The organism is Corynebacterium sp. MSK122 (genome assembly GCF_030229435.2).
In the GTDB taxonomy this organism is placed as follows: domain Bacteria; phylum Actinomycetota; class Actinomycetes; order Mycobacteriales; family Mycobacteriaceae; genus Corynebacterium; species Corynebacterium marquesiae.
In genome coordinates this window covers 19,606-45,065 of the sequence record NZ_JASPHV020000016.1, presented here as the reverse complement: position 1 = coordinate 45,065, position 25,460 = coordinate 19,606, and the positions used below count along the sequence as shown (strand labels likewise).

The following is a 25,460-nucleotide window of genomic DNA, read 5'->3' as shown; positions in this document are numbered from 1 at the left end:
ACATCATGAGATGGGTTCCTTGCGCGGCAGCAGTAGGTCTTCTCGCTGTAGCCAGCGCGCCCGCCGCTATCGCAGAGGAAAAGCCCGCGGTGGAGTTTCTGGACCACGCCCAAATCCTCAGCAATTCGGACGAAGACGCCATCAAATCGCAAGCACAGTCCATGCATTTGCCGGATTCCGTGCACGAGGTCCTCTACGCTACGTATCCGAATTCGGGGGAGGAATTTTCCCGGACTCTGTTCCATGACTTGGCCCGCGAGCATCCACATTTCATCAGCGGAAGTGGGCTACAGAAAAATGTGCTCGTCATCGCGGTAAGTTTTGAGCCCAATAGTATGGCCGTGCACTGCGGCACAGAGGTGTGCCAGGACATCAAGATTTATGACGAGGGCCGCGCGGACGGCATCTTGGACCAGATGCGGCCGGCGCTGGCGGACGATGACTATACCGTCGGCATGATCCTGGCGACGCGCGCCGCCGCGGATACCACCGTGCGCCGACGATATGCGCAAGATGCGCCCACGTGGTCCGTATTCATCGCAGCCACTATGGTGCTCGTGGTTCTGGGCGCGGTTGGACTCATTACCTACTTGTTCATCCGCCGCGCCCGAGTGCGTAAGCGCTTCGATTATATTAAGGGCGCTCGCGACGGGGCTGAGGAACTCATCAAGCGCACGGAGGCACGGATTGACGCCCTGCATTCCCCCTTGGCAGGCGACTACCTGAAGGTGCAGTGGCGCTCTCTGGTCAATCAGTACACCGATGCGCGGCCGACGCTCAAGGCGCTGGAGAACATCCAGGACTATTCCCTGCACGCTGCCTCCATCAAGGAGGCATACAAAGCGCTCAAGCAGATCAATACGGCCGCAGCGCAGATAGATTCCCTGGAAAATTTCTGCGCCGGCGATACTGCGGTGCGCGCGGGCGAGGTGCAATGGCTGCTTGGCGACGCCCAAGCGGCCCTCTCCCGCCAGCCCGACAACGCCAGCTTGCGCCAGATTACGCAGCGCATTAATGACCTGTCCCAGGATCTGTCGCGGGAAGACTTCGACTCCGCCTTCGCTCGCGTCCTCGAGGACTACCACCCCATGGTGGGCGCGCTGCCAGAACGGCTATATCCGCAGCGCGACCGCAAAACTCCCCCACTGTTGGGCACGCCGGAATGGCGCCCCGGTATGGGCACGCACTACATGCCCTATAGGTTTGCGGGCTTCTGGGTGGCTAATAATAACGTCTCCTCCCAGCTGCCCAACCCGTATCACTTCTAGGCGTTGACCGGCTCAGTTACCGGATCGATGCCCAGCTTATTGAGCATGTAGAGCACGCGGGCTTCGAGGTCATCAGCCAATTCGCGCGCCTCCTCCACGGTTTCCGCGGCAGGAATATCCCAAATCTTGATGTCCTTGCCCGCCTCATCGCGCTCGATCTCGCGGCCCAAGAACACGATGTAATCCGGCATCGCTACCGTTCGCACCTCATCGAGGTACTTATTCGGGGCCTCGCCCATGCCGCGCTCGTTCATGACGTGGGCAAGGTGGCCTTCCGCTTCGTTTTCTGGGTGAGCAATGGCGGTATCTACAAAGAGGGCTTCGCCGGCGTGCCTGCGGGTCAGTTCCGCTGCGGCTTGGGCCAGCGCATTATTGGTACCGGCGGCAAAGCGAACGTGCAGGCGGTGAGCACCGAAGTAGTCGCGCACCTCACGCTCCACCAAAAGCGGCACGAATTCATCGAGCTCCGCCTTCTTGGTGTGCTTGGCAATAACCTCATCGAGCTTGGCATCGATTTCCGCGGCCGTGTACTCGTGGCCGTAGTTCTCGTGCAGATCCTGGCGCAGGGTTTCAAACTGGTTCATTGTTATCCCCTTTCTCGGATTATTGGCCCGTTTGCCAATTGTTAACCTGTCGTTAACTTTAACAGTTAACGTTGGGTTAAGTCAAACGGTTGGGAATAACCCAATAGTTTTCTGCATCGAAAAGCGGAAAGGCCCGCCGGGAGCTCCGGCAGGCCTTCTTGGACTGTTCCTTCTTTTTATCGGGAATGCGCGATGCGCGGCTACGCAATTTCAGGTGCTCCTGCAGCCGCTCCGGCGACATTTTCCACATGCGGCGGTCAGCCATGCCGTCACCTCCTTTCCTCAGAGGCGATCAAGCATAGCGCTTAGTGGCCACGCTCCTGCTCAATAGCCTTGCCCTCGTTCCAGAAGGGCGCGAGCTTGTTATCAAACATGGACAGCGCTGAACCGATAGCCATGTGCATATCCAGGTACTGGTAGGTGCCCAAACGGCCACCGAAGAGAACCTTATTATCCTTCGACTCCTGGGCGGCGAGCTTACGGTAGGCCTCCAGCTTGGTGCGATCCTCTGGGGTATTGATTGGGTAGTACGGCTCATCGCCTTTATCGGCAAAACGCGAATACTCCTTCATGATGACCGTCTTATCCTTCGGGTACTTATCCTTGCGCTCCGGGTGGAAGTGGCGGAACTCATGGATGCGGGTGTAGTCCACGTCCGCATCGTTGTAGTTCATCACCGGGGTGCCCTGGAAGTCACCGGTATCCAGCACCTCCAAGTCAAAGTCGAGGGTGCGCCAACCCAGCTCGCCCTCGGCAAAATCAAAGTAGCGATCCAGTGGGCCGGTGTAGACCACGGGCGCATCTGGGGACTCGGCGCGCAGCTCTTCGCACACCTCAAACCAATCGGTATCCAGGCGGACCTCAATATTGTCGTGGTCAGCCATGTTTTCTAGCCATGCCGCGTAGCCGTCGACCGGCAGGCCCTCATAGGTGTCGTTGAAGTAGCGGTTATTGAAGGTATAGCGCACCGGCAGGCGGGTGATATTCGCGGCCGGCAGCTCCTTCGGATCGGTCTGCCACTGCTTTGCGGTGTAATCGCGGATGAAGGCCTCATACAGCGGGCGACCGATGAGCGAGATAGCCTTCTCCTCCAGGTTTTGCGCCTCTTCCGGGGAGAATTCGCCGGCCTGATCCTTAATGAGCTGGCGGGCCTCATCCGGGGAGTAGTAACGGCCGAAGAACTGGTTGATAAGACCCAGACCCATCGGGAATTGGTAGGCGGTGCCATCATGCATGGCAAACACGCGGTGCTGGTAGTCGGTGAAATCGGTGAACTTATTGCAGTAATCCCATACGCGCTTATTGGAGGTGTGGAAGAGGTGCGCGCCGTACTTGTGCACCTCGATTCCGGTGGTGGGTTCAGCCTCGGAGTAGGCATTGCCGCCGAGGTGATTGCGGCGCTCCACAATGAGCACCTTCTTATCCAGCTGGCTAGCGGCGCGCTCGGCAACCGTTAGACCAAAAAATCCAGAGCCAACAACGATGAGGTCATAAGAAGTCATGGCCTCCACTTTATTGCACTACGGCAGCTGACACGGTGCATCGGCGTGTCGCAACAGATTTCACAGAAGTCACAAACGTACCATCACTATCAACTCTTAACTTTTGGCAACGGTTTTTACAGCTGCACAACCCTAGGGAGATAACAGTGCAACAACGACGTCGACTAGTACCCACCAGGTCAAAATGGTCCACCCCCGTCATCGCGGCGGTCACCTCCATCGCGCTCGCCGTGACAGCCGCATTCGGCGGACAGCAAGTTCTCAAGACCCAAGACTCCGGCAACGGCGGTCCCATTGAGGTCAAAAATTCCTCCTCTAGCTTCAGTGACGGCGAATCCATCGTCGTCGATGACCCAGCCGTAGCCGCTCAGGGCGACGGCGAAGGCCGCCGCGCGGTCAAGCAGTTCCACCGCGACGAAACCTTCAACATGTTTGCCGTCACCTGGGAGGGCAAACGAGATATCAACTCCTTCGTCCGCTCCAAGCAGCAGGACGGTTCCTGGAGCGAATGGCTGCCCATGGATGCAATGAATTACACCGAGGGCAAGAACGGCACCGAACTCATCTTCGTGGGCGATACCAACGATGTGCAGGTTTCTATGGCCAACGTTGACCTCGTGACCGGTTCCAACCTCGACAAGAAGGAAGACTCCCTCCTGGACAAGGCCGCCAAGGGCGCTGATGCCAACCGCCCCGCGCCGCTTGCGTACAACGTCGGTGATATCTCCCCCGTGGCCGATGAGCGCACCCAGGTTGCGGATCTCGACGCCGTGTTTATCGACGGCAACGCCCAAGAAGGCGAAGCCATCGAGCCCACCGCAGAAACCGCGGGCATGCCCAAGGTAGTCACCCGCGCCGGCTGGGGAGCAGACGAATCTAAGCGCTGCCAGCAGCCAACCTACGACGATGGCATCAAGGCCATGACCCTGCACCACACCGCAGGTACTAATAACTACACCCGCGCGCAGGCGGCGGCACAGGTACGCGGTGCCTACGACTACCATGCGCAGACCCTGGGCTGGTGCGATATCGGCTACAACGTACTGGTGGATAAATTCGGCACCATCTACGAAGGCCGCTACGGCGGCTTGGACAAGGCCGTACAAGGTGCCCACGTGGGTGGCTTCAACTCCAATAACTGGGGCATTTCCATGATTGGCAACTACGAGCAGGCTGAGCCTTCCCGCGAGATGCTCAACTCCGTGGCCGAGATTGCTGGCTGGAAGGCCGCTATTTCTGGCATCGATCCAATGGGCAAGGCCAGCTTGTACTCCGGCGGATTCAACGGCTCCAAGTTCCCTGCAGGAACCATGGCCACCGTGCCGGCGTTCGCGGGCCATAATGATTTTCACTACACGGCCTGCCCGGGCCAGTACACCACGCGCCATTGGGATGAAATCCGTAAGAATACCAAGCGCAAAGCGGACGCCATCAAGTCCGGCAAGAACAGCACGGACCTGAACTGGCAAGAGTCTCCACGGCCAAATACCCCCAACACCCCGCAGCAGGCGGGCGAAGAAATCATGTCCTCGCTGGGCAACGTCGAGGTCCCAGTCTCGACCATCTCCGCCCTCGCTGGAATCGCTGCCGCAGTCTTCGGCGTGCTCATCGCCAATGACCGCCTGCAGAAGCCTGATACCGATCAGAAGGTGGCGGGCAATTTGACCACCGGGGATATCCCGGAGATTGTCAACAAGGTTGTCCAAGTATCCAACAACGAGGGCTTGAAGGAATCCTGGACCTCCGTGCTCAATGCCTTCGGCCCGGTCTTGGGTCTAGCAGTCGGCGGCCCGGATACCACCGATGGCGGCAAGATCCTCTACCAGCTCTTCCAGAATGGCGTGGTGCTTTCCTCCAAGGAGTCCGGCACCAAGGCGTTGACGGGTGAGATCGCCAAGAAGTGGTCCGAGGGCGATAATGCCTCCAAGCTCGGCCTGCCTCTCTCCAACGAGGAAAAGAATGGCAAGGAAATCCGCGTGAAGTTCCAGGGTGGCGAGATTGTCTACAACACCGAAACGGAAAAGGTAGACATCTTCACCGACTAGAACCAGCGCTCTAGCACCTTTGCGACGCCCGCCTGGTGGTTAGCCACGGTGACCGCATCCGCGGCCGCCTTAACCCCCGGGTGGGCGTTTTCCATGGCCACGCCGCAGCCAGCCCACGTCAGCATCTCGATATCGTTGGGCATATCCCCAAATGCGATCGTCTCCTGCTGGGCGACGCCGGTGTGCTGCGCCAGCCATTCCACCCCGCGGCGCTTAGTCACATTGGGCGCGGCAACCTCCAAAATTCCCTCTTGCATGGAATACGTCAGGTGCGCGAGCTCCGGATCGATGTGCGGCGCAATGAGCTCATAGAGCTCTGGGGCGGAGTAGTCCGTGTTGCGGATGAGGAACTTCACCGCCGGCTGCCCCACTAGCTCACCCATGCTGACCACGCCAAAGCCTTCAAACAGGGCGTTTTCGGAGTAGTGGCGCTCTACTACGAAAAGGTCCTCGACGGCGTCGGCAAGCGAGCCTCCAGCCCGCTCCGCGCCAAAGCCCACGGTGCCCAGTACGGTCTGGGCCACATCCACCACTTCCGCCAACGCTGCGGGTGAAAGCTCGTGGGCGGACATCACGCGGTCCTCCGCGGAGTCATACAACACAGCGCCGTTCGAGGTCACGCATACCGGCCGCACGGGCAGCTGCTCCAGCACCGGGGCAATCCAGCGGAACGGACGGCCGGTAGAAAGCGCAAAATAGGCACCCTGTTGGACCGCCCGCGCCACTGCGTCACGGTTGCGACGCGGGACACGGTGGTTGCGGTCCAGCAGGGTGCCGTCAATATCGCTCGCGATGAGGCGAGGAGCGCGGGCAGGGAAATTCTCCATACCCGCGAGTTTACGTCAGGACTTAGATGTTCAGGTCCTCGTCCTCATTATCCTCCCAGTCCAGGGAACGTTTAATAGCGCGCTTCCAGTCACGGTAGAGGGCCTCTACCTCTTCCTTCTCGCGCTTCGGCTTAAATACCTTCATGTCTCCTTCCTGGCTACCCAAAACGCTCAGGTCATCCCAGAAGCCATTGTCCAAGCCTGCCGCGAAGGCCGCGCCGGTGGCGGTGGTCTCGATATTCTTCGGGCGGTGTACTTCCACGCCGAGGATATCGGACTGGAACTGCATCAGCAGTTCATTCATGGTCATGCCACCATCCACGCGCAGCTCGGTAATCTCCACGCCGGAGTCCGCCACCATAGCGTCGGCAACATCGCGTGTCTGGTACGCGGTGGATTCGAGCACGGCGCGAGCCAAGTGCTTGCGGTTAGCAAAGCGGGTCAGGCCCACGATGACGCCGCGAGCATCCGGGCGCCAGTACGGAGCGAAGAGTCCGGAGAAGGCCGGCACGATATAAACGCCGCCGTTGTCCTTCACTTCGCGCGCGAGGTTTTCGATGGACGCAGAGTTGGGGATGATCTGCAGGTTATCGCGCAGCCACTGCACCAGGGAACCGCCCATGGATACAGAACCCTCGAGGGCATACACGGGGCGCTCGCCCTCGCGCTGGAAGCAGACGGTGGTCAGCAGGCCGTTCTCAGAGAACTTTGGGGTAGTGCCCGTGTTCAGCAGGAGGAACAGGCCGGTTCCGTAGGTATTCTTTGCGGAACCTGCGCGGAAGCAGCCTTGGCCAAACATCGCAGACTGCTGGTCACCCAGGATGGCGCGGATAGGCACACCGGAAAGCGAACCGCGCTCACGCACGGTACGGAAATCGCCCAGGGACGGGCGAATCTCCGGCAGCATGGACATCGGGATGCCCATTTCCTTACACAATTCCTCATCCCACTCCAGCTTTTCGATGTCCATAAGCAGGGTGCGGGAGGCGTTGGTGACGTCGGTGGCGTGCAGCGCTTCGCGGCCGGCATCGCCCTCGGCGCCGCCGGTGAGGTTCCACAGCAGCCAGCTATCGATGGTGCCGAAGAGCAGGTCACCTGCCTCAGCACGCTCGCGGGCACCTTCGACGTTATCGAGGATCCACTTCACCTTCGGTCCCGCCGGGTAGGAGTTGATGATCAGACCGGTGCGGCGGCGCCACTTTTCTGGTCCTTCCTCACCCGAGAGTTCCTTACAGATGGCGGTGGTACGGGTATCTTGCCAGACTATGGCGTTGTAGACCGGCTTACCGGTGTGCTTATCCCACACCACGGTGGTCTCACGCTGGTTGGTAATGCCCACGGAGTCAATATCCTCCACGGTGATATCACCATTGGCAAGAGCCTCACCGACGGCGCGACGGGTATTGCTCCAGATTTCTTCCGGATCGTGTTCTACCCAGCCTTTTTCCGGGAAGATCTGCTCGTGCTCGAGCTGGCCAACGGCGGCCTGCTCGCCATTGTGATCAAAGATGATGCAGCGCGTCGACGTGGTTCCCTGGTCGATAGCGGCGACGTATTTCTTGTTAGTCATGTGTCTAGTCTCCTATACGAAGATGGAATTAGAGCGCAACGGACAACAGGCCAACGGCTACGGCCGCGACCAATGGGGCCACGATAGGAACCCAAGCATAGCCCCAGTTCGCGCTACCTTTGTCCTGGATGGGCAAGATGAATGCATAAGCAATTCGCGGGCCCAGGTCACGGACCGGATTGATGGCATAACCCGTAGGGGTACCCAGGGACAGGCCGACCGACACCACAACGAAAGCAACGGCAAAGTAGCTCATTGGGCCAAGCTCGCCGCCGGTGGGGCCGAAGGCGATGAACATCAACAGCACGCAGGTGGCGATGAACTCCGTCACCGCATTCCAGCCGTTCTTAGGATGTGCCGGCTTGGTAAAGAAGATACCGTTGGTGTCCTTATTGGCGCCGGTGACGTTTCCGGCGTCGTCGTAATTATTGGCGTCGAAAAGCTGCTTGAAGGCAGCCCATGCCAGGATGGCACCGAGGATAGCGCCGAGGATCTGGCCCAGGAGGTAATACGGCACCAGAGACCACTCGAGCGAGCCATTGACGGCCAACATTACGGTGACGGCGGGGTTAAGGTGCCCACCCGTGGGATCGGCCACGCTCGCGCCGACGAAGACCGCCATACCCCAACCCAGGGCGATAACGACCCAATCGGAACCGCGTGCGCCAGAGGTGCGCAGGTTCACCAGCGCACATACGCCGTTACCTAGAAGGAGCAGCAACGCAGTGCCGATAAACTCCCACAGGAATGCATCAAATCCGGTCATAACTTATACCTCGTTTTGGGTAGGTCGAGCGGATCCTGCGCGTACCAAAATGTCATTGGCCTCACGGTCAGTTACCGCAGCTTCTGCTTCAAGTTCGGCCTGTGTGTGGGCCTTGAATTGGGATACCTCGCGCTCCTTGTCGGCGTCGCTCCAGCCCAGCAGCGGTGCTACAAAATCAGCAACGGCCGAGGCGGCGTTCACACCGCGATCGCCGAACTCGATGGCGATGCGCAGGCGGCGGGACAGGATGTCTTCCAAGTGCAATGCACCCTCGTGGGTAACGGCGTAGCGGACCTCGGCCCACAGGTAGGACTCGGCACCTGGCACTGGCTCGAGCAGGGAGGCGTCCTCAGTAGCTGGCGCTAGAACCTCGCCCAGCAAAGAGCCATAGCGGCCGAGCAGGTGCTCAATGAACTTCTCGCTCAGGTTGTAGCGACGAGCCAAGGACGGGACCTGGTTGGCCAAAGCGTGATAGCCGGCGGCACCCAGGATCGGAGTTTGCTCGGTGATGGACTCTGGGACCTTGGTACCCAGTTCCTTCACCGCTAAGTCCACGGCGTCCTTACCGATGACGCGGTACGTGGTGTACTTACCGCCGGCGACAGAGACCATGCCTGGGGCCACGCGTGCGACGGCGTGGTTGCGGGAGAGGTTGGTGGTGGAATCGGACTTGCCGGACAGCAGCGGGCGCAGACCGGAGTAGACACCCACGATGTCATCGCGGGTGATCTGGCGGCGTACGCGCTGATTTACCTGGTCCAGAATATAGTCAATATCAGACTTGGTCGGCGCCGGATCCGGCAAGGAGAGACCCTTTTCCCAATCGGTATCGGTGGTACCGATGATCCAGTACTCGCCCCACGGGATAACGAAGAGGACGGACTTTTCGGTGACGAAGCACAGGGCTGCCTCTGCATCAAGCGCATCCTTGGGCACAACGATGTGCACGCCCTTGGAGGCGTGAACGGTGAACTTGCCCTCCACGCCGGCCATCTCTTGAATCTTGTCATTCCACACGCCGGTGGCGTTGATAAAGACCTTGCCGCGCACGGTGGTCTCGCGGCCGGTAGCGGTATCGCGAACCTTCGCGCCTACGATGCGGCCGCCGCGGTCCTTGTCAAAGCCAATGACCTCGGTATTGGTGCGAACATCAGCGCCGTACTCGGCGGCGGTACGCAGCACGGTCATGGTGTGGCGGGCGTCATCAACCAAAGTGTCATAGTAGCGCACGCCGCCCACAATGGCATCTTCTTTCAGGCCCGGGGTTACCTTAAGCACGCCCTTTCGGGTCAGGTGCTTCTGCATAGGGACGCTCTTGGCGCCACCCATGAGGTCATAAAGAGTAAAGCCACCGAACATCATCACGCGCTCCCATACGTGGTGGGTCAGCGGGAAGATGAACTTCAGCGGCTTCACCAGGTGGGGTGCCAGGGTAGACATGTTCAGCTCGCGCTCCTTGAGGGACTCCGCCACTAGGCGGAAGTCAAACATGGCCAGGTAGCGCAGGCCACCGTGGAACATCTTGGAGGAGCGAGAAGAGGTACCTGCGGCGAAGTCGCGCGCCTCAATGACGGCGGTCTTGAGGCCACGGGTAGCGGCGTCCGCTGCCGCACCAGCGCCTACGGAACCGCCACCGATGATGACTACGTCGTAGTCCTCATCTGCGTATCCATTCCATAGATTTTCAAAGTATTCGGGGTTAAAGGATTGGTTGCTTTGCTGGGTCATTGCTGACCGCATCTCCTTCCTTGGTGCTTGCATGTGCCTGCGCCATAAATCCATGAATGAGATGGCAAAAGCACAGCTAAGAGCAGTTAAATTGTGGTTTCGGTGGAAAGATTCACACCGCGGCTGCAGAGATTTTATCTCCTTAAACCTATGATAGGAGTCACGGGCGTCAGTTACACAGATGGTTACTCACACGTAGGTTTCAGGCCCGTAAGCAGTAACTTTTCCTAAAATACTTAGCCACCCGAAAAGAAAAAGCACCCCCTCGCGGGGGTGCAAAGCAGACGCAAAGCCCGCGCTATTTCTGCGCTAACCGCGCCATCACTTCAAGCACTTCGGACATTCCGGCTTTCTCCGCAGAATATGTGACCGCTTGGGCGCCCTTGACCACCTCAATAGGGGCAGTTTCCAAAGCCACCACCGGCATCCAATCAAGGAAATCCTCGTCGCCTGGCTCGTTAGCAAAAACCAGGACCTCTTCCGGCTTAGCTTGCAGATCCTCGAGGATGCGCTCCACGCCTTGTACCGCGGTCGCGGCAGTGACGGAGAGTGCATTGGTATCGAGACGCGGCTGCACAGCATCCGCATCAAGGACAACGCTCCACACGGCCTGCGGAACATCCACCTCACCGGCGGGTGATATCACGATCAGGACTTCGGCCGCCGGGTAGATCTCCGCCAAAGCCTTGTGCAATCGCGGAGTCAGCGCGCCATCTTCCCAATTCAGCGCGCTGCTGTGCGCCACTATCACGCGGGGGATGGAAGAGAATTGCGCCTTCATGCGGTGCGGCAAGCGCGAGACGATAAGCCGGGATTGGGTAGCTGCCGCCAACAGGCCCTGCTCTGCTACGGAACCGGCCCATATCTCCTTACTGCTGGCCGTGATGGACGCTTGGGTTTGCGCCACATCCGACTTCAGCTGCGCCATGACATCCGCGACCTTATCGCGGCCTTCATCCAAGCCGCGGGTTGCCTCTTCAACCACGGCGTTGAGGTTGTGCTTGATCCACTCCAAGGTCTCCGGGGCGGTACGCGCCTTATTCTTTGGCTCCTCCTCGTCCGTTTTCTTGGCGGCGGCCATGTGGTTGCGCACCAAGTCAACCGTAGTAACGGAGACGCGTTCTTTGAGGCCCACTAGATCGTCGCGCAGTCGGCGTACGCGGTGGCGTTCGGTTTCCACTTCAGCATCGCGAGCTTCTGCCTCATCAAGGGTGGGAGCCCCTCCACCTTTACGGGCGGGCACCCAGTATTCACCGGCAGGCATGGGCCCAAATTCGGCTTCGTACTGCTCCCATAGTCCTTCCAACGCCTCTTGCATACGGCGTCGAATCTCCGCGGTATCAGCCTCCGCATCGCCGGTGGGATAGTACGGTTCGAGGGCGGTAATAAAGACAGGGGTCTTGGTCCGTCCCAGGTTCTTTTTGTGCCCCTTGGTCCACAGGCGCTGCGAACCAAAAATGACCTGTGGGATTACCGGCACCCCCGCCTCATAGGCAATGCGGGAGGCGCCACTTTTCATGCTGCGGATTTCAAAGCTGCGGGAAATTGTGCCTTCAGAGAACACGCCCACGAGTTCGCCGTCCTTGGCCAGCTGTACCGCTTGGCGGAACGAGGCGCTGCCATCGATACGGTCAACTGGCACGTGGTGCATGGCCTTCAACAACGGCCCTGCCACTGGGGCTTTAAAGATTCCAGCTTTAGCCAGGAAGCGTACGAGACGCTTCTTGCGATAGGCCAAAAAGGCGCCAAAAAGGAAATCCATATAGCCGGTGTGGTTGCAGACCAACACCGCGCCGCCCTTATCGGGGATATTTTCTTCCCCCGAAAGGCGCATTTTTAACCCCTGTGCCAGAGTCACCCCCCTGCCAATGTGGGTGATCTGGCGGTACAGGAAATTCGTCGCAGCGTTCATAACTCTCCAGGACGACGGCGGACTTACTGCGGGGTCAGGACATCCTTGCCCACGAACGGGCGCAGGGCCTCAGGGACAACGACGGAGCCGTCAGCCTGCTGGTGGTTTTCCAGAATGGAAACGAGCCAGCGGGTAGTCGCCAGCGTGCCGTTCAGGGTAGCTGCGATCTGGGTCTTGCCGTTCTCATCGCGGTAGCGGGTGGACAGGCGGCGAGCCTGGAAGGTGGTGCAGTTCGAGGTGGAGGTCAGCTCACGGTAGGTGCCTTGGGTAGGAACCCAAGCCTCATTGTCGAACTTGCGGGCCGCCGAAGAACCGAGGTCGCCACCGGCAATATCGATGGTGCGGTAGGGCAGTTCCATGGCTGCAAGCATGTCCTTTTCCATGGACAGAAGGCGCTGGTGCATTTCTTCCGCGTCCTCCGGCTTGCAGTAGACAAACATCTCCAGCTTGTCGAATTGGTGGACGCGCAGGATGCCGCGAGTGTCCTTACCGTGGGAGCCAGCCTCACGACGGAAGCAGGAGGACCAGCCGGCGTACTGCAGCGGACCATTGGAGAGGTCGATGATCTCATCCTTGTGGTAACCGGCAAGGGCCACCTCAGAGGTGCCTACCAGGTACATATCATCGGCCGGTAGGTAATAAACCTCATCGGAGTGCTGGCCCAAGAAACCGGTGCCGGACATAATGTCTGGGCGAACCAGAACTGGAGGGATCATCAGCTTGAAACCGGCTTCGCGCGCCTTCTGCGCCGCGAGCATCAGCATTCCCAGCTGTAGGAAGGCGCCATCGCCAGTGAGGTAGTAGAAACGAGCGCCGCCTACCTTAGCGCCGCGCTTGACGTCAATGAGACCGAGGGACTCGCCCAACTCAAGGTGATCCTTTGGCTCGAAGTCGAACTCAGGAATCTGGCCTACTTCTTCTACCACTACGAAGTCATCTTCGCCGCCGGCCGGGGCACCTTCAACCACGTTATCGAGCTTGTACTGCAGCTCTTCCACCTTGGCCTCAGCGGCAGACTGTGCCTCTTCCGCCTCCTTGACCTTGGCCTTCAGCTCATTAGAGCCCTCCAGCAGTGCCGGACGCTCCTCTGGGGAGGCTTGACCAATCTTCTTGCCAAAAGCCTTCTGCTCAGAGCGCAGTTCGTCGGCCTTTTGGATAGCAGCGCGGCGCTGCTCATCAGCTTCCAAGAGCTGGTCTACAAGGGAGGGATCCTCACCTCGGTTCACCTGAGAAGCACGGACAACGTCGGGGTTTTCGCGGAGTAGCTTGAGATCAATCACGTATCTAAGTTTAGCGTATTGGCAACATCTTGCGGTGGTAATAACCAGCGAATTATGATGGCTTTATGTCCGCCGTTCAGCTCCCCGCCCGCACAATTACGGACGGTCCCGTTCCAAAACACACCCAATTGCACGATATCCTCGAAGAATTGTGCCGCACGACCCTCAAACCCGGCGATATCTTGCCCGGCGAGAGGCTTCTTGAAGAAACCTATGGCGTGTCACGGATCACGGTACGCCGCGCCATCGGGGATCTTGTCGCGGCCGGAAAACTGCGGCGCGTCCGCGGAAAGGGCACCTTCGTAGCGCCCAATCCCCTTGTCTCCCGGCTCCACCTAGCCTCATTCTCGGATGAGATGGGCGCACAAGACGTCACTGCCTCCTCCAAAATCCTTACCAGCGGACGCAGCAGCGCCCCGGAGGATGCCGCCCTCTTTTTTGATACGCCTGCCCAAACCGAACATATTCATCTGCGCCGCCTGCGCTTGGGCGATGGCGAGCCCTACTCCATTGATGACGGCTGGTATAACTCCACGTATGCGCCCAGCCTGCTAGAAAATGACACCTACAATTCGGTCTACGCCATCCTCGACTCCGTCTTTGACGTCCCCATCACCGATGCAGATCAAACGGTCTCGGCGATTTCAGCCGATGCGGACACTGCCCCGCTTCTCGACGTCCCCGTGGGCACCCCACTGCTGCACATCGTGCGCTACTCCCGCTCGGGTGATAAGCCGGTGGAGTGGTGTTCCTCCGTCTACCGCACCGACCGCTACCGCCTGACTACCCGGGTGGCTAGGGAGAACAGTATCTAGCCAGCACCCTGCTTAACAGGTAAGATTAAGGGCCTTATGAAAAAATCACCTGCGTGGCGTTCCGCTGTGGCCGTCCAGATTGTCTTGATTGCGGCAATCGCGGCGGCCGTTTTCATGGGCATCTATGGCGTTATCAGCTCCCACAAATCGGGTGGCGAAGATACTACCGCTGCCCAGCAGCACAATAGTGGGGATACTTCAGAAACCGCCGCTCCTAAACCGGAGCCCTTCACCGCTGCGGCCGCCGGCGCTTGCTTGACGTGGGACATCGCCCAGGATGGCTCCGCCACCGGGTTCAAGGAAGTACCGTGCTCCGAACAGCACCGCTTCGAGGTTTCCAAGACCGAAGACCTGAGCGTCTACCCCACCAGCGAATTCGGCCCTGATGCCACCCGCCCAGCGCTTACCCGCCAACACCAATTGCGCGATGAGCTGTGCGAATCCGCCTCCGTGGGCTACCTGCACGGGAAGTGGGATCCGAATGGTAAGTACGATGTGGCGTCCATTCTGCCGCCGCAGTCCGCCTGGGATCGCGGCGACCGCACCTTGCTGTGTGGCCTGCAAACCACCGATGATCACGGCGTACCGCAGCTTACTACCGGCAACGTCGAGGCCTCCGAGCAGGCAAACCTCGCCAAGCCGGCCGAGTGCTTGGCCATCGATGACAAGCAAGTTCCGCACGTCGTCGACTGCGCTAAGCCCCACCAAATGGAGACCGTTTCCGTCATCGATGTGGGCAAGCAGTTCCCTGACGGCTACCCGGACGGCAAGGATATGGACAAGTTCATGTCCGATACGTGTACCGCCGCTACTGAGCACTACCTTGGCGGCGAGGAGCAGCTCTACCAGTCCACGCTGCAACCATTCTGGGGCTCTATCACCGAGGCCTCGTGGAATGGCGGCACCAAGTCCGTCAATTGCTCCCTTGTGCATGCCCGCGAAGGCGGCGGTTTCTCTGCCATCACCGGTTCCGCTACCGGTGGTCGCCAGGCGCTGACTATCGACGGTCAACCGCCGGAGGAACGCCCTGAGCGCAATCCACTGCGTGAGGACAAGGACAATAGTCCGGCACCCGAGTCCGCCGCCCCCGCACCGGCCCCAGCGCCCTAATGGTCGAGGTATCAGAAGAGCGCTTCGATGAGATGGTCAACGAGGCGCTGGATCAAGTCCCCGAGGAATTCGTGCGCCGCATGCGCAACCTCGTCATCTTGGTTGAAGATGAAAATCCCGATAACCCTATGCTGCTAGGGCTCTACGAGGGCGTCGCACTGCCGCACCGCACCTTCGATCACGCCGGTTTCCTGCCCGATGCGATCTTCATTTACCGGAACACGCTGCAGCGCTGGTCCGGCAGCGAGGAAGAATTAGCAGAGCAGGTTAAGGTCACCGTATTCCACGAACTCGGCCATTACTTTGGCCTCGAAGAAGAGGAGCTGCACCGCTTGGGCTGGGGCTAGAGCTCCGTATCCGCCCACTGGGTTAACGTCCACTCACCAAAGTCCTTGCCGCGCGGTTCCATCACCATAAAGCGGCAATTGGCCAGGTAGCCGGTATAGGCAAAGTCGGCATCAACACCCGTGGCGTGTTTGGTGACCACGCGGATAGCGGCGCCGTGGCTGACGAGAATGACATCGTGGTCGTCGCCAAGCTGCTTCGCAATGCCCTCCAGCACCGGCTGGTAGCGCGCCAGCACATCATCCAAGGTCTCGCCGCCTTCCATCCCGGCGCCGCGCTCGCCATCGCACCAGCCACGCATAGCCACCATGTGCGACCGATGGGCATCTTCGCTACCGTCCATCTCCCAGTCACCGGCGAAAATTTCGTGCACGCCGGAGATTACGTCAACGCGCTGAGAGAATTCCGGCATACCGCGTTCCTGCTCAAAGGCACGTGCCGCCAGCATCGCGGTCTGCTGAGCGCGCAGGGCAATGGAGCATTTAAATTCCACCTCGCGCTCGCCCACCAACTGCGCTAGCTCCCGACCTGCCTCCGTGGCTTGGTCGCGCCCGCGCTCGGTAAGCTCTGCCCCGGGCGGGCGGGTATCGAGGAGGCGGGAAATATTGGAATAGGTCTGGCCGTGACGCAGCAGGATAATTCTTCCGGGCATGCTTCTAGATTATTGGCCCCTGCGCGCCCGCGCTACCCAATCATCCGCCGCTGCCAGATCGCGCGGTGGCTTGCCCGCAGGCGTTGCCGCCGGCCAAGAACCTAAGAACCGCATATCCTCTGCCCGCATCTTTAGTGCACGCAGGGCTTCTGCAACAGCTTGATCCTCGATATGCCCAATAAGATCCACAAAAAAGCGATAATTACCGAGAGCATCTCGTGTAGGGCGAGACTCAATCCTAGATAAATCAACACCCCGTTGGGAAAAATCCTGCAGAGCTCCGACCAAGCTACCCGGCTTATTGGGAAGAGAGAAGAAGACACTAGTTCGATCATGGCCAGTTCGCGCCGGTGGCTTTCCTGGCAACCCTACCAAAATGAATCGGGTTTGTGCATTAGGAAAATCCGCTACATCTCGTGCAATAGACTCCAGCCCAAAGAGCTCCGCGGCGCGACCCGGTGCTGCGGCTGCGTCCATCTGTCCTCGCATTACGGCCTCTGCAGCCGCAGAGTTTGAGCTTGCCGGGACAAAATCCACCTCGGGTAAATTTTGTTTTACCCAAGAGCGAATCTGACGAAATGCCACCGGGTGGGCGCTCAACCGCCTAATCGTTCGTTGATTCGGCAAGGTCATAATATTGAACGCGATGGAAATATCCGCTTCACCGTAAATCTGGACCGGTCCAGATTCTATGAGCGCATCATAGGTCGAAGTAACCGCACCTTCTACGGAATTTTCGAACGCTAAGCATGCATATTCAGCAGTTCCGCAGTGTAGAGTTCCAATGATATCCGAAGGAGAACCCATCGAAAACATCGTCGCTGCCGAAAAATTACGGGTTAACGTCTCAGCGGCGATTTGGGTAAAGGATCCTGGCGGCCCAAGGTAAGCAACCCTTGGAGTGGAGCCATGATTCAGTGTGCAAGTCGTCATATTGGCCAATTTCATGCCTACAGTACCGTGGGGCGCACGCCTTAAACCTTGAGTGCAGTGGCAGGTAGCTTGACAAAAGAGAAGTCTAACACAAAACCGGCAGGCGGGATAAACTTCTCAATTCCAGCCTCGTCAAAATATATGCGGTGCAAAAATAACATCAGCTGGGAGAAAATCATCTAAGCAGCCGGCTCTCGACCCCGCCATACAGTTAACACCTATCCACTACTAACGGGGCGACCGCGGCACCGCCATGTATAGCTCGGCCTTCTTACCAAGGCAATGTTTGAACAATACCGAGCAGTTGCGGTGCGGCATTCTGGACTGCATTTACTACGGAGTCGACGAAGCTATCGAACATTCCACTATAGTAGTTAAAGGCCATAGTAAGTGGACTACTCGGATTCTTGGTATCTAAGAGCACGATTGAGTATCTTTCTTTTGGAAGACTGAGTTAAATTAGCGGTACTGTGCAGCAACGTGACGGGAAATTTCATTTACCCCGACATCTGTCAAATGGAGGGCAAGATTATAACTACTCGTAGTAGTATCGATCAAAACCCCGCTTACCCAACGGTCCTCGGGCGCAGCACATTCCCCATGATCCTTGGAAAACTCGCGTGTATCGATATATCCCACGTTCTTGCGCTCGGCAGCCTGCTGCATCCAAGTGTTAGAGTTTATTTCTCCTCGGGTATCCCAATAAATCGGGAAGGCATAACTGATATCGAAGGCATTATCTTGTCCACGTCCATACCCCACATGATATAAGCATTGCCAGCCGCCTGGACGATCGTCAGTGATGGTATGGTATCCCACCAGCTTTACTGTAGCGTTTGGAGCCGCTCGTTTAACACGGTCGATAACCCTATCCATAGCCCTCGCAAAAAGATCCCGTTGCGTGGGTGAATTCAGAAGTTCAGCCAGTTTATCGTCGTTAACGCGCTCTCCTGATGGCAGTGTATAATTGTTATACACGTCATTGTATCCGGCCTGAATAGCCACATACTTGGTGCTAGGACTTAACGCTCCATCTCGAACGGCGCTATCTACCTGAGACAAAATTGTATTACCGCCGTTTGGTGAGTAAAGAGTTGCGCCAGGGCAGGAGTAGTCGTTCAACGGAGCATTCAAGTTGGCTGCTAGTGACTTAGGGATACTCGGAAAGCCCTGAGCACATCCACGTGCACTGATATTAGGTGAGGCTGCACGCAAAGCCGAGCGAACACCGTTATCTTGTACCCCTCGAGTAGCCATGCTATACGCGGCGTCACCAGCAGTGGGATTACTAAAAATAGAATCGCCAAGTGTCACAAGATTATTTGGAGAAACCTTCTCGACAGCACGATTGGCATTTAAATCCTGGAGATTTACTCGTGTTGGATCCAAATACGGCAGCTGCCGATCGTCACTGCTAAATGGCGCTGCTCCGGCGGGAGAAAGAGAAGCAGCCATCGTACAGAAGCTTAGCGAAGCAGCGACAATTCCCTTACGAACTTTTTTCAACATTGAGAAACCTTCTCGAGAGCCTTTTTAACGATACGAATTACGGCCAGTATACTATAAATCTTACGATTTTTAACCTTCAGATCAACTGTAATCGTAAATTCCCTTGCCGTTTTCGACTCCCAAGCAGCCTTTAGAGATGTACGCCTCGGTTAGATAGTCAATAATTCTCTGGGACCCCTCGATGCCGGCTTCAACTTCCAAAGACAAAACCGAGACGATCGTGCGCAAGCCGACTATGTCGACTACCCGAAATGGCCCTTCAGACCCCATCACGGCTTCCCACACTGCATCTATGTCCTTTGGGGAGGCAACGCCTGTCGCCGCCAAATCCAGCCCTGCCCTTAGCCAAGGGATCATCAGAGAGTTTAGTATATATCCAGGCTGCTCTTTCATTAGAGGAACAGGAGTGAGCCCGACTTCCTTGACAAACTGTGCTACCTCATCCATAAGCTCCGGCTTCGTTCCCGGATGAGGCATGATTTCCGCTGTACTACGCTTCCATATTTCGTTTGCAAGGTGAATAGCTAGGAAGCGAGAACCATCTTTAAGGTATTTCGCCAACGAGCTCGGCAATAAAGTTGAAGAATTTGTAGCGACGACCACTTCATCACTGTCGATATTTGCCTCAATTGTTTCAAGTACCTGTTTTTTAACTTCTCTGGACTCGCTGGTGCATTCGAATACAAGGTCGGTGTCACTCAATGCTTCCTTTGGGCAACTGGAAACTTTGATGCTTTTCTGCGCCCGAAGAACTTCGTCAGCCGTGAAGGGCGTTTCTTCCTCATATTTTTTGGAATATGCACGAATGCGACTGAGTGCCTTTTCCAAAGAATTATCGGAACGGCCCAGGACCGTGACCTGCTTTCCGTAAAGTGCGAATTGCAATGCTGCTTGGGCACCGAGGGTCCCGCCGCCAAATACAGTTATGCGATTAATATTCATGTTCTCTCCAGTCTAGGCTCGCAACACGTTAGGAATGTAGTCAGTTCGCTACATAAACGCGTTCTCGCGTCAGCATATATACCTTTACCACGTGCATACATATAACACACCATGTTATGCGAATAAGGGCCTCAAGTTTCGCTAACGCTTCGCAAGAACTCGCTATTAAGGTTCATTGCCCTTATAATTTTTGAGACTTCGTCTCTATCCAACTTGAAAGGACAACCGTGCGCTCCACTAGAACCCTAGAAAATGCAAAAGCGACGGCAATCGGCATGAAGTTCATGCTTCGAACAGCCCATAACGCCGGGTTCATCGGACTTGGAAATAACCCAAAGGCAATTCTTATGGCGTTGCCCAATATAATCCGCTATCATTTTTCATTCGCCCGCAACTTGGAAAATGCCCGCCTTAACCACCCCAACAGGATAGCCGTGATAGACGATCGCCGGTCAATCAGCTTTCAAGATTTGAGCGCCGAAATTCAACACGTCTCCCGTTGGCTGATTGATTATGCAGAAAGCCACGGAGTGAAGCGTCGAGATTTTTCGTATGGCGTCCTTGCACTAAATTCGATTGAGACAATCGATGCTGCTATAGCAAAATCATATAATGGCATGTCGTGCAATATGCTAAATGTGCAAGCCTCGAAAGAACAGTTAACAACACTGATCAACCAAAACGATATACGTTTAGTTTTCGCGGATAGTGAGTTAGCCCATAAGCTGCCCAGTACCGTTGAGGTAGTTATCCTCAACGGTCCTCGCGCTTCCGAGAGCACTCACCCTCGCATCGTAGACTCCATTTCACATATTTTTGACCAGACCCCGAAAAGCAAGCTTCCGCTCATCCCCGGACAGTCCCCTAATGTTCTGTTTTCCTCCGGCACGACTGGTACCCCTAAAGGAGTCGGTAGAAATGATCCAATGTTCCCCATTACGTTGGGGCAAATCCTTTCGGTAATGGCTTGGAAACCTCTCCAAACAATATATATGCCTTGCACACTTTTCCATGCATGGGGACACGGCGGGCTTAATATTGCATTCGCCGGAGCAAATACCCTGGTTATTCGGCGGATCTTCGACCCTAAAGAGGGCATGGAACTCATCGATCGCTACCAATGCGAAGGGAGTATCTCTTCTCCTATTTTCTTGAAATACATGCTCAGCGATGACTACTCGCTTGAAAGCTTAAAATGGATAGGGTCAAGCGGTAACAAAGTTACGAAGGATTTGGTCGAACGCGCTAATTCACGTTTTGGCCGTCCGATTGTTTCCAATCTGTACGGGTCAACTGAAACTGATATGACAACCTGCGCTCCCCCAGAGGTCGTCCTCCGTGATCCCTCAATCGTAGGAATGCCATCACCTGGAATTCAAGTTTTAGTTCATGATGGCAACGGAAATAAAGTACCTACTGGCCGTATCGGACAAATCGCAATGAAGAGCCCGATGATGCTAGACGAGTACACGAATCCCGATAAAGAACCACCTTACGTCCCTAACACCGGAGGCATGATTAACATGGGCGACATGGGCTTCTATGACTCCGAGGGATACCTACATGTTGTCGGACGCTCAGATTCCATGATAATTGTCGGCGGTGAGAATGTTCATCCCGAATCCGTCACCGAGGTAATAGAGAAACATCCCCATATTAAAGAAGCCTTCGCAATCGGGGTTGACGATCCCGAGAAATTCCAACGAATTGCGGCTATTGTAGTTACCGATGGATCTTCTGTAACCGAAGACGATGTCCGAGATTGGGTGGACGACAATTTAGCCTCCCATTCAATTCCAAGGGACGTTTACTTCACTGATTCTCTCCCCCGTAATGCAATGGGAAAGGTAATGATCAACGAAGTAAAGCAGCTTATCGACCGAATGGCATAACAAGTGCGGCAGCCTGCGGTTAAGGTCAAATCTTGTTTGCTCCAATAATTTTGATTCCCATGCAAAGCCCGCATTCGATGTGAAACTGCTAATCGGATTCACGAGACTATGCCCGCATGCCAGCACGCTTTTCGCTTTCCGCTTGATAAGGTCTCCGGCTCGGAAACAAAGTGAGGAGGTTATGGACTTCGACCAATTCCGTTGGGATCTAGCAAGGTGGACAATTCCTATACTCCGATACGTTTAGATTATCTTTAGGCATTGACCCTGGCTCACCAAGCTGTCTTCGCTCGCTGGCTTTCGTGTCAAATAAATGCGAACGGGTTAACAGATCCCGACTCTAGTACGCCTGTGCCCTAGGCTCATCCCGCCGCGAGTAGCGTACTCGGTTCCTATCGCGACGCAACTTGTATGCTAAGAGGACGGCCTTGAAATTCTTCTTTCTAGGCATACTGGCCTCCTCTTTCCTAATCGCTAGGTGGCCGCCCATAACAGAACTGAAAAGTTCTCTCCCTCGCTTTTGCTAAAGTACTACTGGCCAAGCGTTTCCACCTAGTAACAGCTTCGAGTCGATCCAGAGGGACTCTATATTGGGGCTTTATGGACTTTTCCGTAGAACAACTCCGTTCAAATCTGCACGGCCTTTCCCCTGCAGAGCATGGATTCACCTATATGGACCTAGAGCGGAAAGCAACCCATAGCGGCCGTCTTAGCGGCTGGGTGCTCTCCGCCAAGGACCTTTACAATGTCGCTGGTATGCCCACTACCCTGGGAAATGTAGACCGCACCTATCAAGCAATCGCCAGCGATCCCTTCGTGGCTAGACTGGAAAAGCAAGGCGCCTTAATCATCGGCAAGTCCTCCACACCCGAGTTGGGCCTGCGCGTGGATACGGAACCAGTGGGCCTGCCCCATCCCGATAATCCCCTTTATCCCGGCTGCACACCGGGTGGTTCCTCGGGCGGTGCGGCAGTACAGGTCGCGCGCGGGTTGCTGCGCGCGGCGCACGCCAGCGATGGCGGCGGTTCCATCCGAGTGCCGGCCGCGGCCTGCGGCGTGGTGGGCTTTAAACCGGCAGGAAAAGAACTGGGTGTGCAGGGCTTTATCACCCGGACCGTGGCCGATAATGCCTTTCTGCATGGCCACCGCATGATCACCCCGCGCGCCCGCGTCGGCCTGCTGGTAGAGCCGTTGTTTTGTGATGCCAGCGTCGATGCCCACCATCTGCGCGCCACCCGCGAGGCCGCCCAACGCCTACAGGCAGCCGGCTTCACCGTGGTGCCCATTTCCCCGTATCCGCAGGCCCGGGCCACCTTTGCGCACTTCCGCACGACCTTTACCTCCCGCTTGGCGGGGCTCAACCCGGCGGCGGGCTACGCGGAGTGGATTGCTCAGCAGGGCCGGCGCGTTAGCTCCGCTGAGCTGGCCGCGGCGCGGGCGCATGTCCGGCAACTACCCGGCTTGCTGGCCCAGGAATGGGGCGTCGATGCCATCCTCACCCCAATGCTGACCACAGACCCGCCGCGTATTGGTTCTTTCTTGTCCCTGCCCCATGCGGAGAATTTCGCAGCCCAGACCCGGTGGTCGCCGTGGGGTTCCCTGTTCAACATGGCCCGTCTGCCAGCCATTTCCATACCGTGGGCCGTACCCAATCACCCGCCGGTAGGCGTACACTTGGGAGGCATTACGCTTTCCGACGCCGCCCTCCTCGGCCTCGCCCACATCCTGCACCCATGACTAAGTCCCTACGTGCCGAGCTGCTCATCGTCCTCACCCTCACCTTTGGTATTTCCGGGGTGCGGGCGGTATTGAACCTCATCAATGCCCTGGCCTCCCCGCAGCGGCTCGACGAACAATCGGTCACGCTCAATTCCAGCCAATCCTCTCTTGCCTGGGTGGATATAGGCCTGCAGCTGTGCTCGGCCGCCGTGCTCTTTTCTTATGGAGCCTTAGCGCTTTTCCTGCTGACCAAGGACCGCATAATGCCCCGGCCCCACCGCGCCCGCGACTGGCTAGAAGGCGCAGGGCTTGCCGCCCTCATTGGCATCCCAGGGCTCGCCCTGTATTTCGCGGCGGTGCATTTTGGGTGGAGCAAGGAAGTCATCCCGGGCGACTTCGCCAATGCCTGGATGGAAATCCCCGTTTCCCTCCTCAAGGCCGCTGCCAACGCCTTCGCGGAAGAAACCGTGGTGGTGATGTGGCTTATGACGCGCTTGCGCCAGGCCCGCTGGTCGCTGCCAGCCACGCTGGCCGCAAGCTCCATTCTCCGCGGTTCTTACCACCTCTACCAGGGTATTTCCGCTGGATGTGGCAATATCATCATGGGGTTAATCTACGGCTATTACTACCACCGCACGGGGCGGGTATGGCCTTTGGTCATAGCGCATTTTCTTATCGACGCCGTCGCTTTCGTAGGTTATTCCTTCCTGTGAAAATGCCCTTAAGGAGACGTCGCGAAGCAGGCGTTGCTCGCTGCTCCTTGTAAGGTATAGCGCATGACTGAATCAGGACGAGATCCGCATAGGGAGGCCCGCCGCGCCGGCGACGACTCCTCCACTGAATTCGTCCTTGGGGCTGATGGACGTCCCCTCAAGGATCGATACGGCCGCCCCATTCGACGCCGTTCCTCCGCCCGCCCGGCGCCGCGGCGCGTGGAACCCGAGCAACAATCCTTCCGCGCTCCGCAGCCACAGCAACAGCCCCCGCGCCGCACTCCTCCGCCAACACCGAGCCGCTACCCCAGCCAGTACCGCGCGCAGCAGCGCCCGCCTCGTCGCACCACGCCGCGCCCTGCACCCCGGCAGCGCCCGCACAGCCGGCGCAAAAAGGTCAATCCGGCCAAGCGCGCCCTCGGGTGCGTTGGCTTGGCGCTTGTCGTCCTGCTGGTATTCAACCTCGTCTTCATGTTCTGGACCGATGCCCGCCTCACCCGCGTGGAGGCGCTGCCAGAAGAACAAGTGTCTAATACCGCCGGCACCAATTGGTTGCTCGTCGGTTCTGACTCCCGCCAAGGCCTCAGCGAGGAACAGCAGGCTGAACTGGGCACCGGTGGTGATGTGGGCGAGGGCCGCACCGACACCATCATGCTGCTGCACATCCCACGCACCGGCAAGGCCAAGCTCGTTTCCATCCCACGCGATAGCTACGTGGAAGTCCCCGGTTTTGGCATGGACAAGATCAATGCTGCCTTTACCTACGGTGGACCGCAGCTCCTTGTCCAAACCGTCGAGGGCACGACCGGTCTGCGCATCGACCACTACGCCGAGATCGGCATGGGCGGCCTAGCCAATGTGGTCGACTCCGTCGGCGGCGTAGACGTATGCGTGAAGGAACCCATCAATGACCCGCTGGCCGGCATTGATCTCCAAGATGGCTGCCAGAAGCTCAAGGGCCGCGACGCCCTCGGGTACGTGCGCACCCGCGCCACCGCCATGGGTGACCTTGACCGCGTGCAGCGACAGCGCGAATTCTTCTCCGCATTGCTGGATAAGGTTGCTTCCCCAGCCACCCTGATTAACCCATTCCGCGCCTTCTCCTTGGTCAACCACACCGCCTCCTCGTTCATCGTGGACGAGGGCGACCACGTCTGGCACCTCGCCCGCGTGGCGCTTGCCATGGGCTCCGGTGTAGACACCGAGACCGTCCCCATCGGCGGTTTCCAAGACACCGAGGTAGGCAACGTCGTCCTCTGGGATGATGGAGCAGCCGCCGAGTTGTGGGATTCTCTCAAATAGCGATCAAAAATGGCCCTTCCTCTACCGGGGAAGGGCCATTTTCCTC

22 protein-coding genes are annotated in these 25,460 nt (G+C 57.5%); 9 read left to right on the top strand and 13 right to left on the bottom strand.

Translation table 11 applies throughout. From position 1 onward, the window contains the following. The first annotated feature begins 5 nt into the window (after positions 1–5). Positions 6–1,268 carry a TPM domain-containing protein gene (locus QP934_RS08075; RefSeq protein ID WP_419127258.1) on the top strand — a complete coding sequence of 421 codons (1,263 nt, stop codon included), beginning with the start codon at positions 6–8 and terminating at the stop codon, positions 1,266–1,268. Here the strand turns inward: QP934_RS08075 and QP934_RS08070 are convergent. From QP934_RS08070 to glf, 3 genes are all read right to left on the bottom strand, one after another. Beyond that, a complete protein-coding gene (locus tag QP934_RS08070) occupies positions 1,265–1,852 on the bottom strand; it encodes a three-helix bundle dimerization domain-containing protein (protein WP_419127257.1) in 588 nt (195 codons plus the stop codon). The genes QP934_RS08075 and QP934_RS08070 overlap by 4 nt on opposite strands. Before the next feature lie 76 nt (positions 1,853–1,928). After that, positions 1,929–2,117 carry a DEAD/DEAH box helicase gene (locus QP934_RS08065; RefSeq protein ID WP_337888709.1) on the bottom strand — a complete coding sequence of 63 codons (189 nt, stop codon included), beginning with the start codon at positions 2,115–2,117 and terminating at the stop codon, positions 1,929–1,931. Between the two features lie 40 nt (positions 2,118–2,157). After that, positions 2,158–3,354 (bottom strand): UDP-galactopyranose mutase, encoded by a 1,197-nt coding sequence (glf, locus tag QP934_RS08060; RefSeq protein ID WP_349822252.1) that lies wholly within the window; start codon positions 3,352–3,354, stop codon positions 2,158–2,160. Positions 3,355–3,500: 146 nt separating this feature from the next. On the opposite strand from glf, the gene QP934_RS08055 reads away from it, so the two are divergent. After that, positions 3,501–5,399: an N-acetylmuramoyl-L-alanine amidase gene (locus QP934_RS08055; RefSeq protein ID WP_419127256.1), complete on the top strand. Its 1,899-nt coding sequence runs from the start codon at positions 3,501–3,503 to the stop codon at positions 5,397–5,399. On the opposite strand, the gene QP934_RS08050 is transcribed toward QP934_RS08055, so the two are convergent. From QP934_RS08050 to serS, 6 genes are all read right to left on the bottom strand, one after another. Continuing rightward, positions 5,396–6,226, bottom strand: coding sequence for an HAD family hydrolase (locus QP934_RS08050; RefSeq protein ID WP_419127255.1), 831 nt, complete (start codon positions 6,224–6,226; stop codon positions 5,396–5,398). The genes QP934_RS08055 and QP934_RS08050 overlap by 4 nt on opposite strands. A 22-nt stretch (positions 6,227–6,248) precedes the next feature. Further along, positions 6,249–7,796 carry a glycerol kinase GlpK gene (gene glpK, locus QP934_RS08045; RefSeq protein WP_049377527.1) on the bottom strand — a complete coding sequence of 516 codons (1,548 nt, stop codon included), beginning with the start codon at positions 7,794–7,796 and terminating at the stop codon, positions 6,249–6,251. A 28-nt stretch (positions 7,797–7,824) separates the two neighbouring features. Then, a complete protein-coding gene (locus QP934_RS08040) occupies positions 7,825–8,562 on the bottom strand; it encodes an MIP/aquaporin family protein (protein WP_419127254.1) in 738 nt (245 codons plus the stop codon). Between the two features lie 3 nt (positions 8,563–8,565). Then, entirely contained in the window at positions 8,566–10,290 is a 1,725-nt protein-coding gene (locus tag QP934_RS08035; protein WP_284792026.1) for a glycerol-3-phosphate dehydrogenase/oxidase, read from the bottom strand. A 298-nt stretch (positions 10,291–10,588) separates the two neighbouring features. Beyond that, positions 10,589–12,202 (bottom strand): lysophospholipid acyltransferase family protein, encoded by a 1,614-nt coding sequence (locus tag QP934_RS08030; RefSeq protein WP_419127253.1) that lies wholly within the window; start codon positions 12,200–12,202, stop codon positions 10,589–10,591. Positions 12,203–12,225: 23 nt separating this feature from the next. Further along, positions 12,226–13,482 (bottom strand): serine--tRNA ligase, encoded by a 1,257-nt coding sequence (gene serS, locus QP934_RS08025; RefSeq protein ID WP_337888715.1) that lies wholly within the window; start codon positions 13,480–13,482, stop codon positions 12,226–12,228. Positions 13,483–13,547: 65 nt separating this feature from the next. Between serS and QP934_RS08020 the strand changes: the two genes are divergently transcribed. From QP934_RS08020 to QP934_RS08010, 3 genes are read left to right on the top strand one after another with little or no spacing between them, the layout of a single operon-like run. Beyond that, positions 13,548–14,297 carry a GntR family transcriptional regulator gene (locus QP934_RS08020; RefSeq protein ID WP_419127252.1) on the top strand — a complete coding sequence of 250 codons (750 nt, stop codon included), beginning with the start codon at positions 13,548–13,550 and terminating at the stop codon, positions 14,295–14,297. Positions 14,298–14,333: 36 nt separating this feature from the next. Continuing rightward, positions 14,334–15,407, top strand: coding sequence for a septum formation family protein (locus tag QP934_RS08015; protein WP_284792023.1), 1,074 nt, complete (start codon positions 14,334–14,336; stop codon positions 15,405–15,407). Beyond that, positions 15,407–15,754: a metallopeptidase family protein gene (locus QP934_RS08010; RefSeq protein ID WP_204610768.1), complete on the top strand. Its 348-nt coding sequence runs from the start codon at positions 15,407–15,409 to the stop codon at positions 15,752–15,754. Before QP934_RS08015 ends, QP934_RS08010 begins: the two co-directional genes overlap by 1 nt. Here the strand turns inward: QP934_RS08010 and QP934_RS08005 are convergent. From QP934_RS08005 to QP934_RS07990, 4 genes are all read right to left on the bottom strand, one after another. After that, entirely contained in the window at positions 15,751–16,404 is a 654-nt protein-coding gene (locus QP934_RS08005) for a histidine phosphatase family protein (protein WP_419127251.1), read from the bottom strand. The two genes, QP934_RS08010 and QP934_RS08005, sit on opposite strands and share 4 nt — an antisense overlap. A 9-nt stretch (positions 16,405–16,413) precedes the next feature. Beyond that, the gene (pheA, locus tag QP934_RS08000) at positions 16,414–17,352 is read right to left on the bottom strand and encodes a prephenate dehydratase (protein WP_419127250.1); all 939 of its coding nucleotides are present in this window, start codon (positions 17,350–17,352) and stop codon (positions 16,414–16,416) included. Between the two features lie 444 nt (positions 17,353–17,796). After that, a complete protein-coding gene (locus QP934_RS07995) occupies positions 17,797–18,846 on the bottom strand; it encodes a GDSL-type esterase/lipase family protein (protein WP_284811512.1) in 1,050 nt (349 codons plus the stop codon). Positions 18,847–18,927: 81 nt separating this feature from the next. Then, entirely contained in the window at positions 18,928–19,788 is an 861-nt protein-coding gene (locus tag QP934_RS07990; protein WP_337888719.1) for a 3-hydroxyacyl-CoA dehydrogenase NAD-binding domain-containing protein, read from the bottom strand. Between the two features lie 227 nt (positions 19,789–20,015). Between QP934_RS07990 and QP934_RS07985 the strand changes: the two genes are divergently transcribed. From QP934_RS07985 to QP934_RS07970, 4 genes are all read left to right on the top strand, one after another. Continuing rightward, positions 20,016–21,680 (top strand): AMP-binding protein, encoded by a 1,665-nt coding sequence (locus tag QP934_RS07985; RefSeq protein ID WP_284811507.1) that lies wholly within the window; start codon positions 20,016–20,018, stop codon positions 21,678–21,680. Between the two features lie 600 nt (positions 21,681–22,280). Further along, positions 22,281–23,417 (top strand): amidase, encoded by a 1,137-nt coding sequence (locus tag QP934_RS07980; RefSeq protein WP_337888721.1) that lies wholly within the window; start codon positions 22,281–22,283, stop codon positions 23,415–23,417. After that, positions 23,414–24,112, top strand: coding sequence for a CPBP family intramembrane glutamic endopeptidase (locus tag QP934_RS07975; RefSeq protein ID WP_337888722.1), 699 nt, complete (start codon positions 23,414–23,416; stop codon positions 24,110–24,112). The genes QP934_RS07980 and QP934_RS07975 overlap by 4 nt, the downstream gene beginning before the upstream one ends. A 63-nt stretch (positions 24,113–24,175) precedes the next feature. Then, on the top strand, positions 24,176–25,414 hold the full coding sequence (locus QP934_RS07970; RefSeq protein ID WP_284788442.1) for an LCP family protein: 1,239 nt from the start codon (positions 24,176–24,178) through the stop codon (positions 25,412–25,414). Positions 25,415–25,460: the final 46 nt, after the last annotated feature.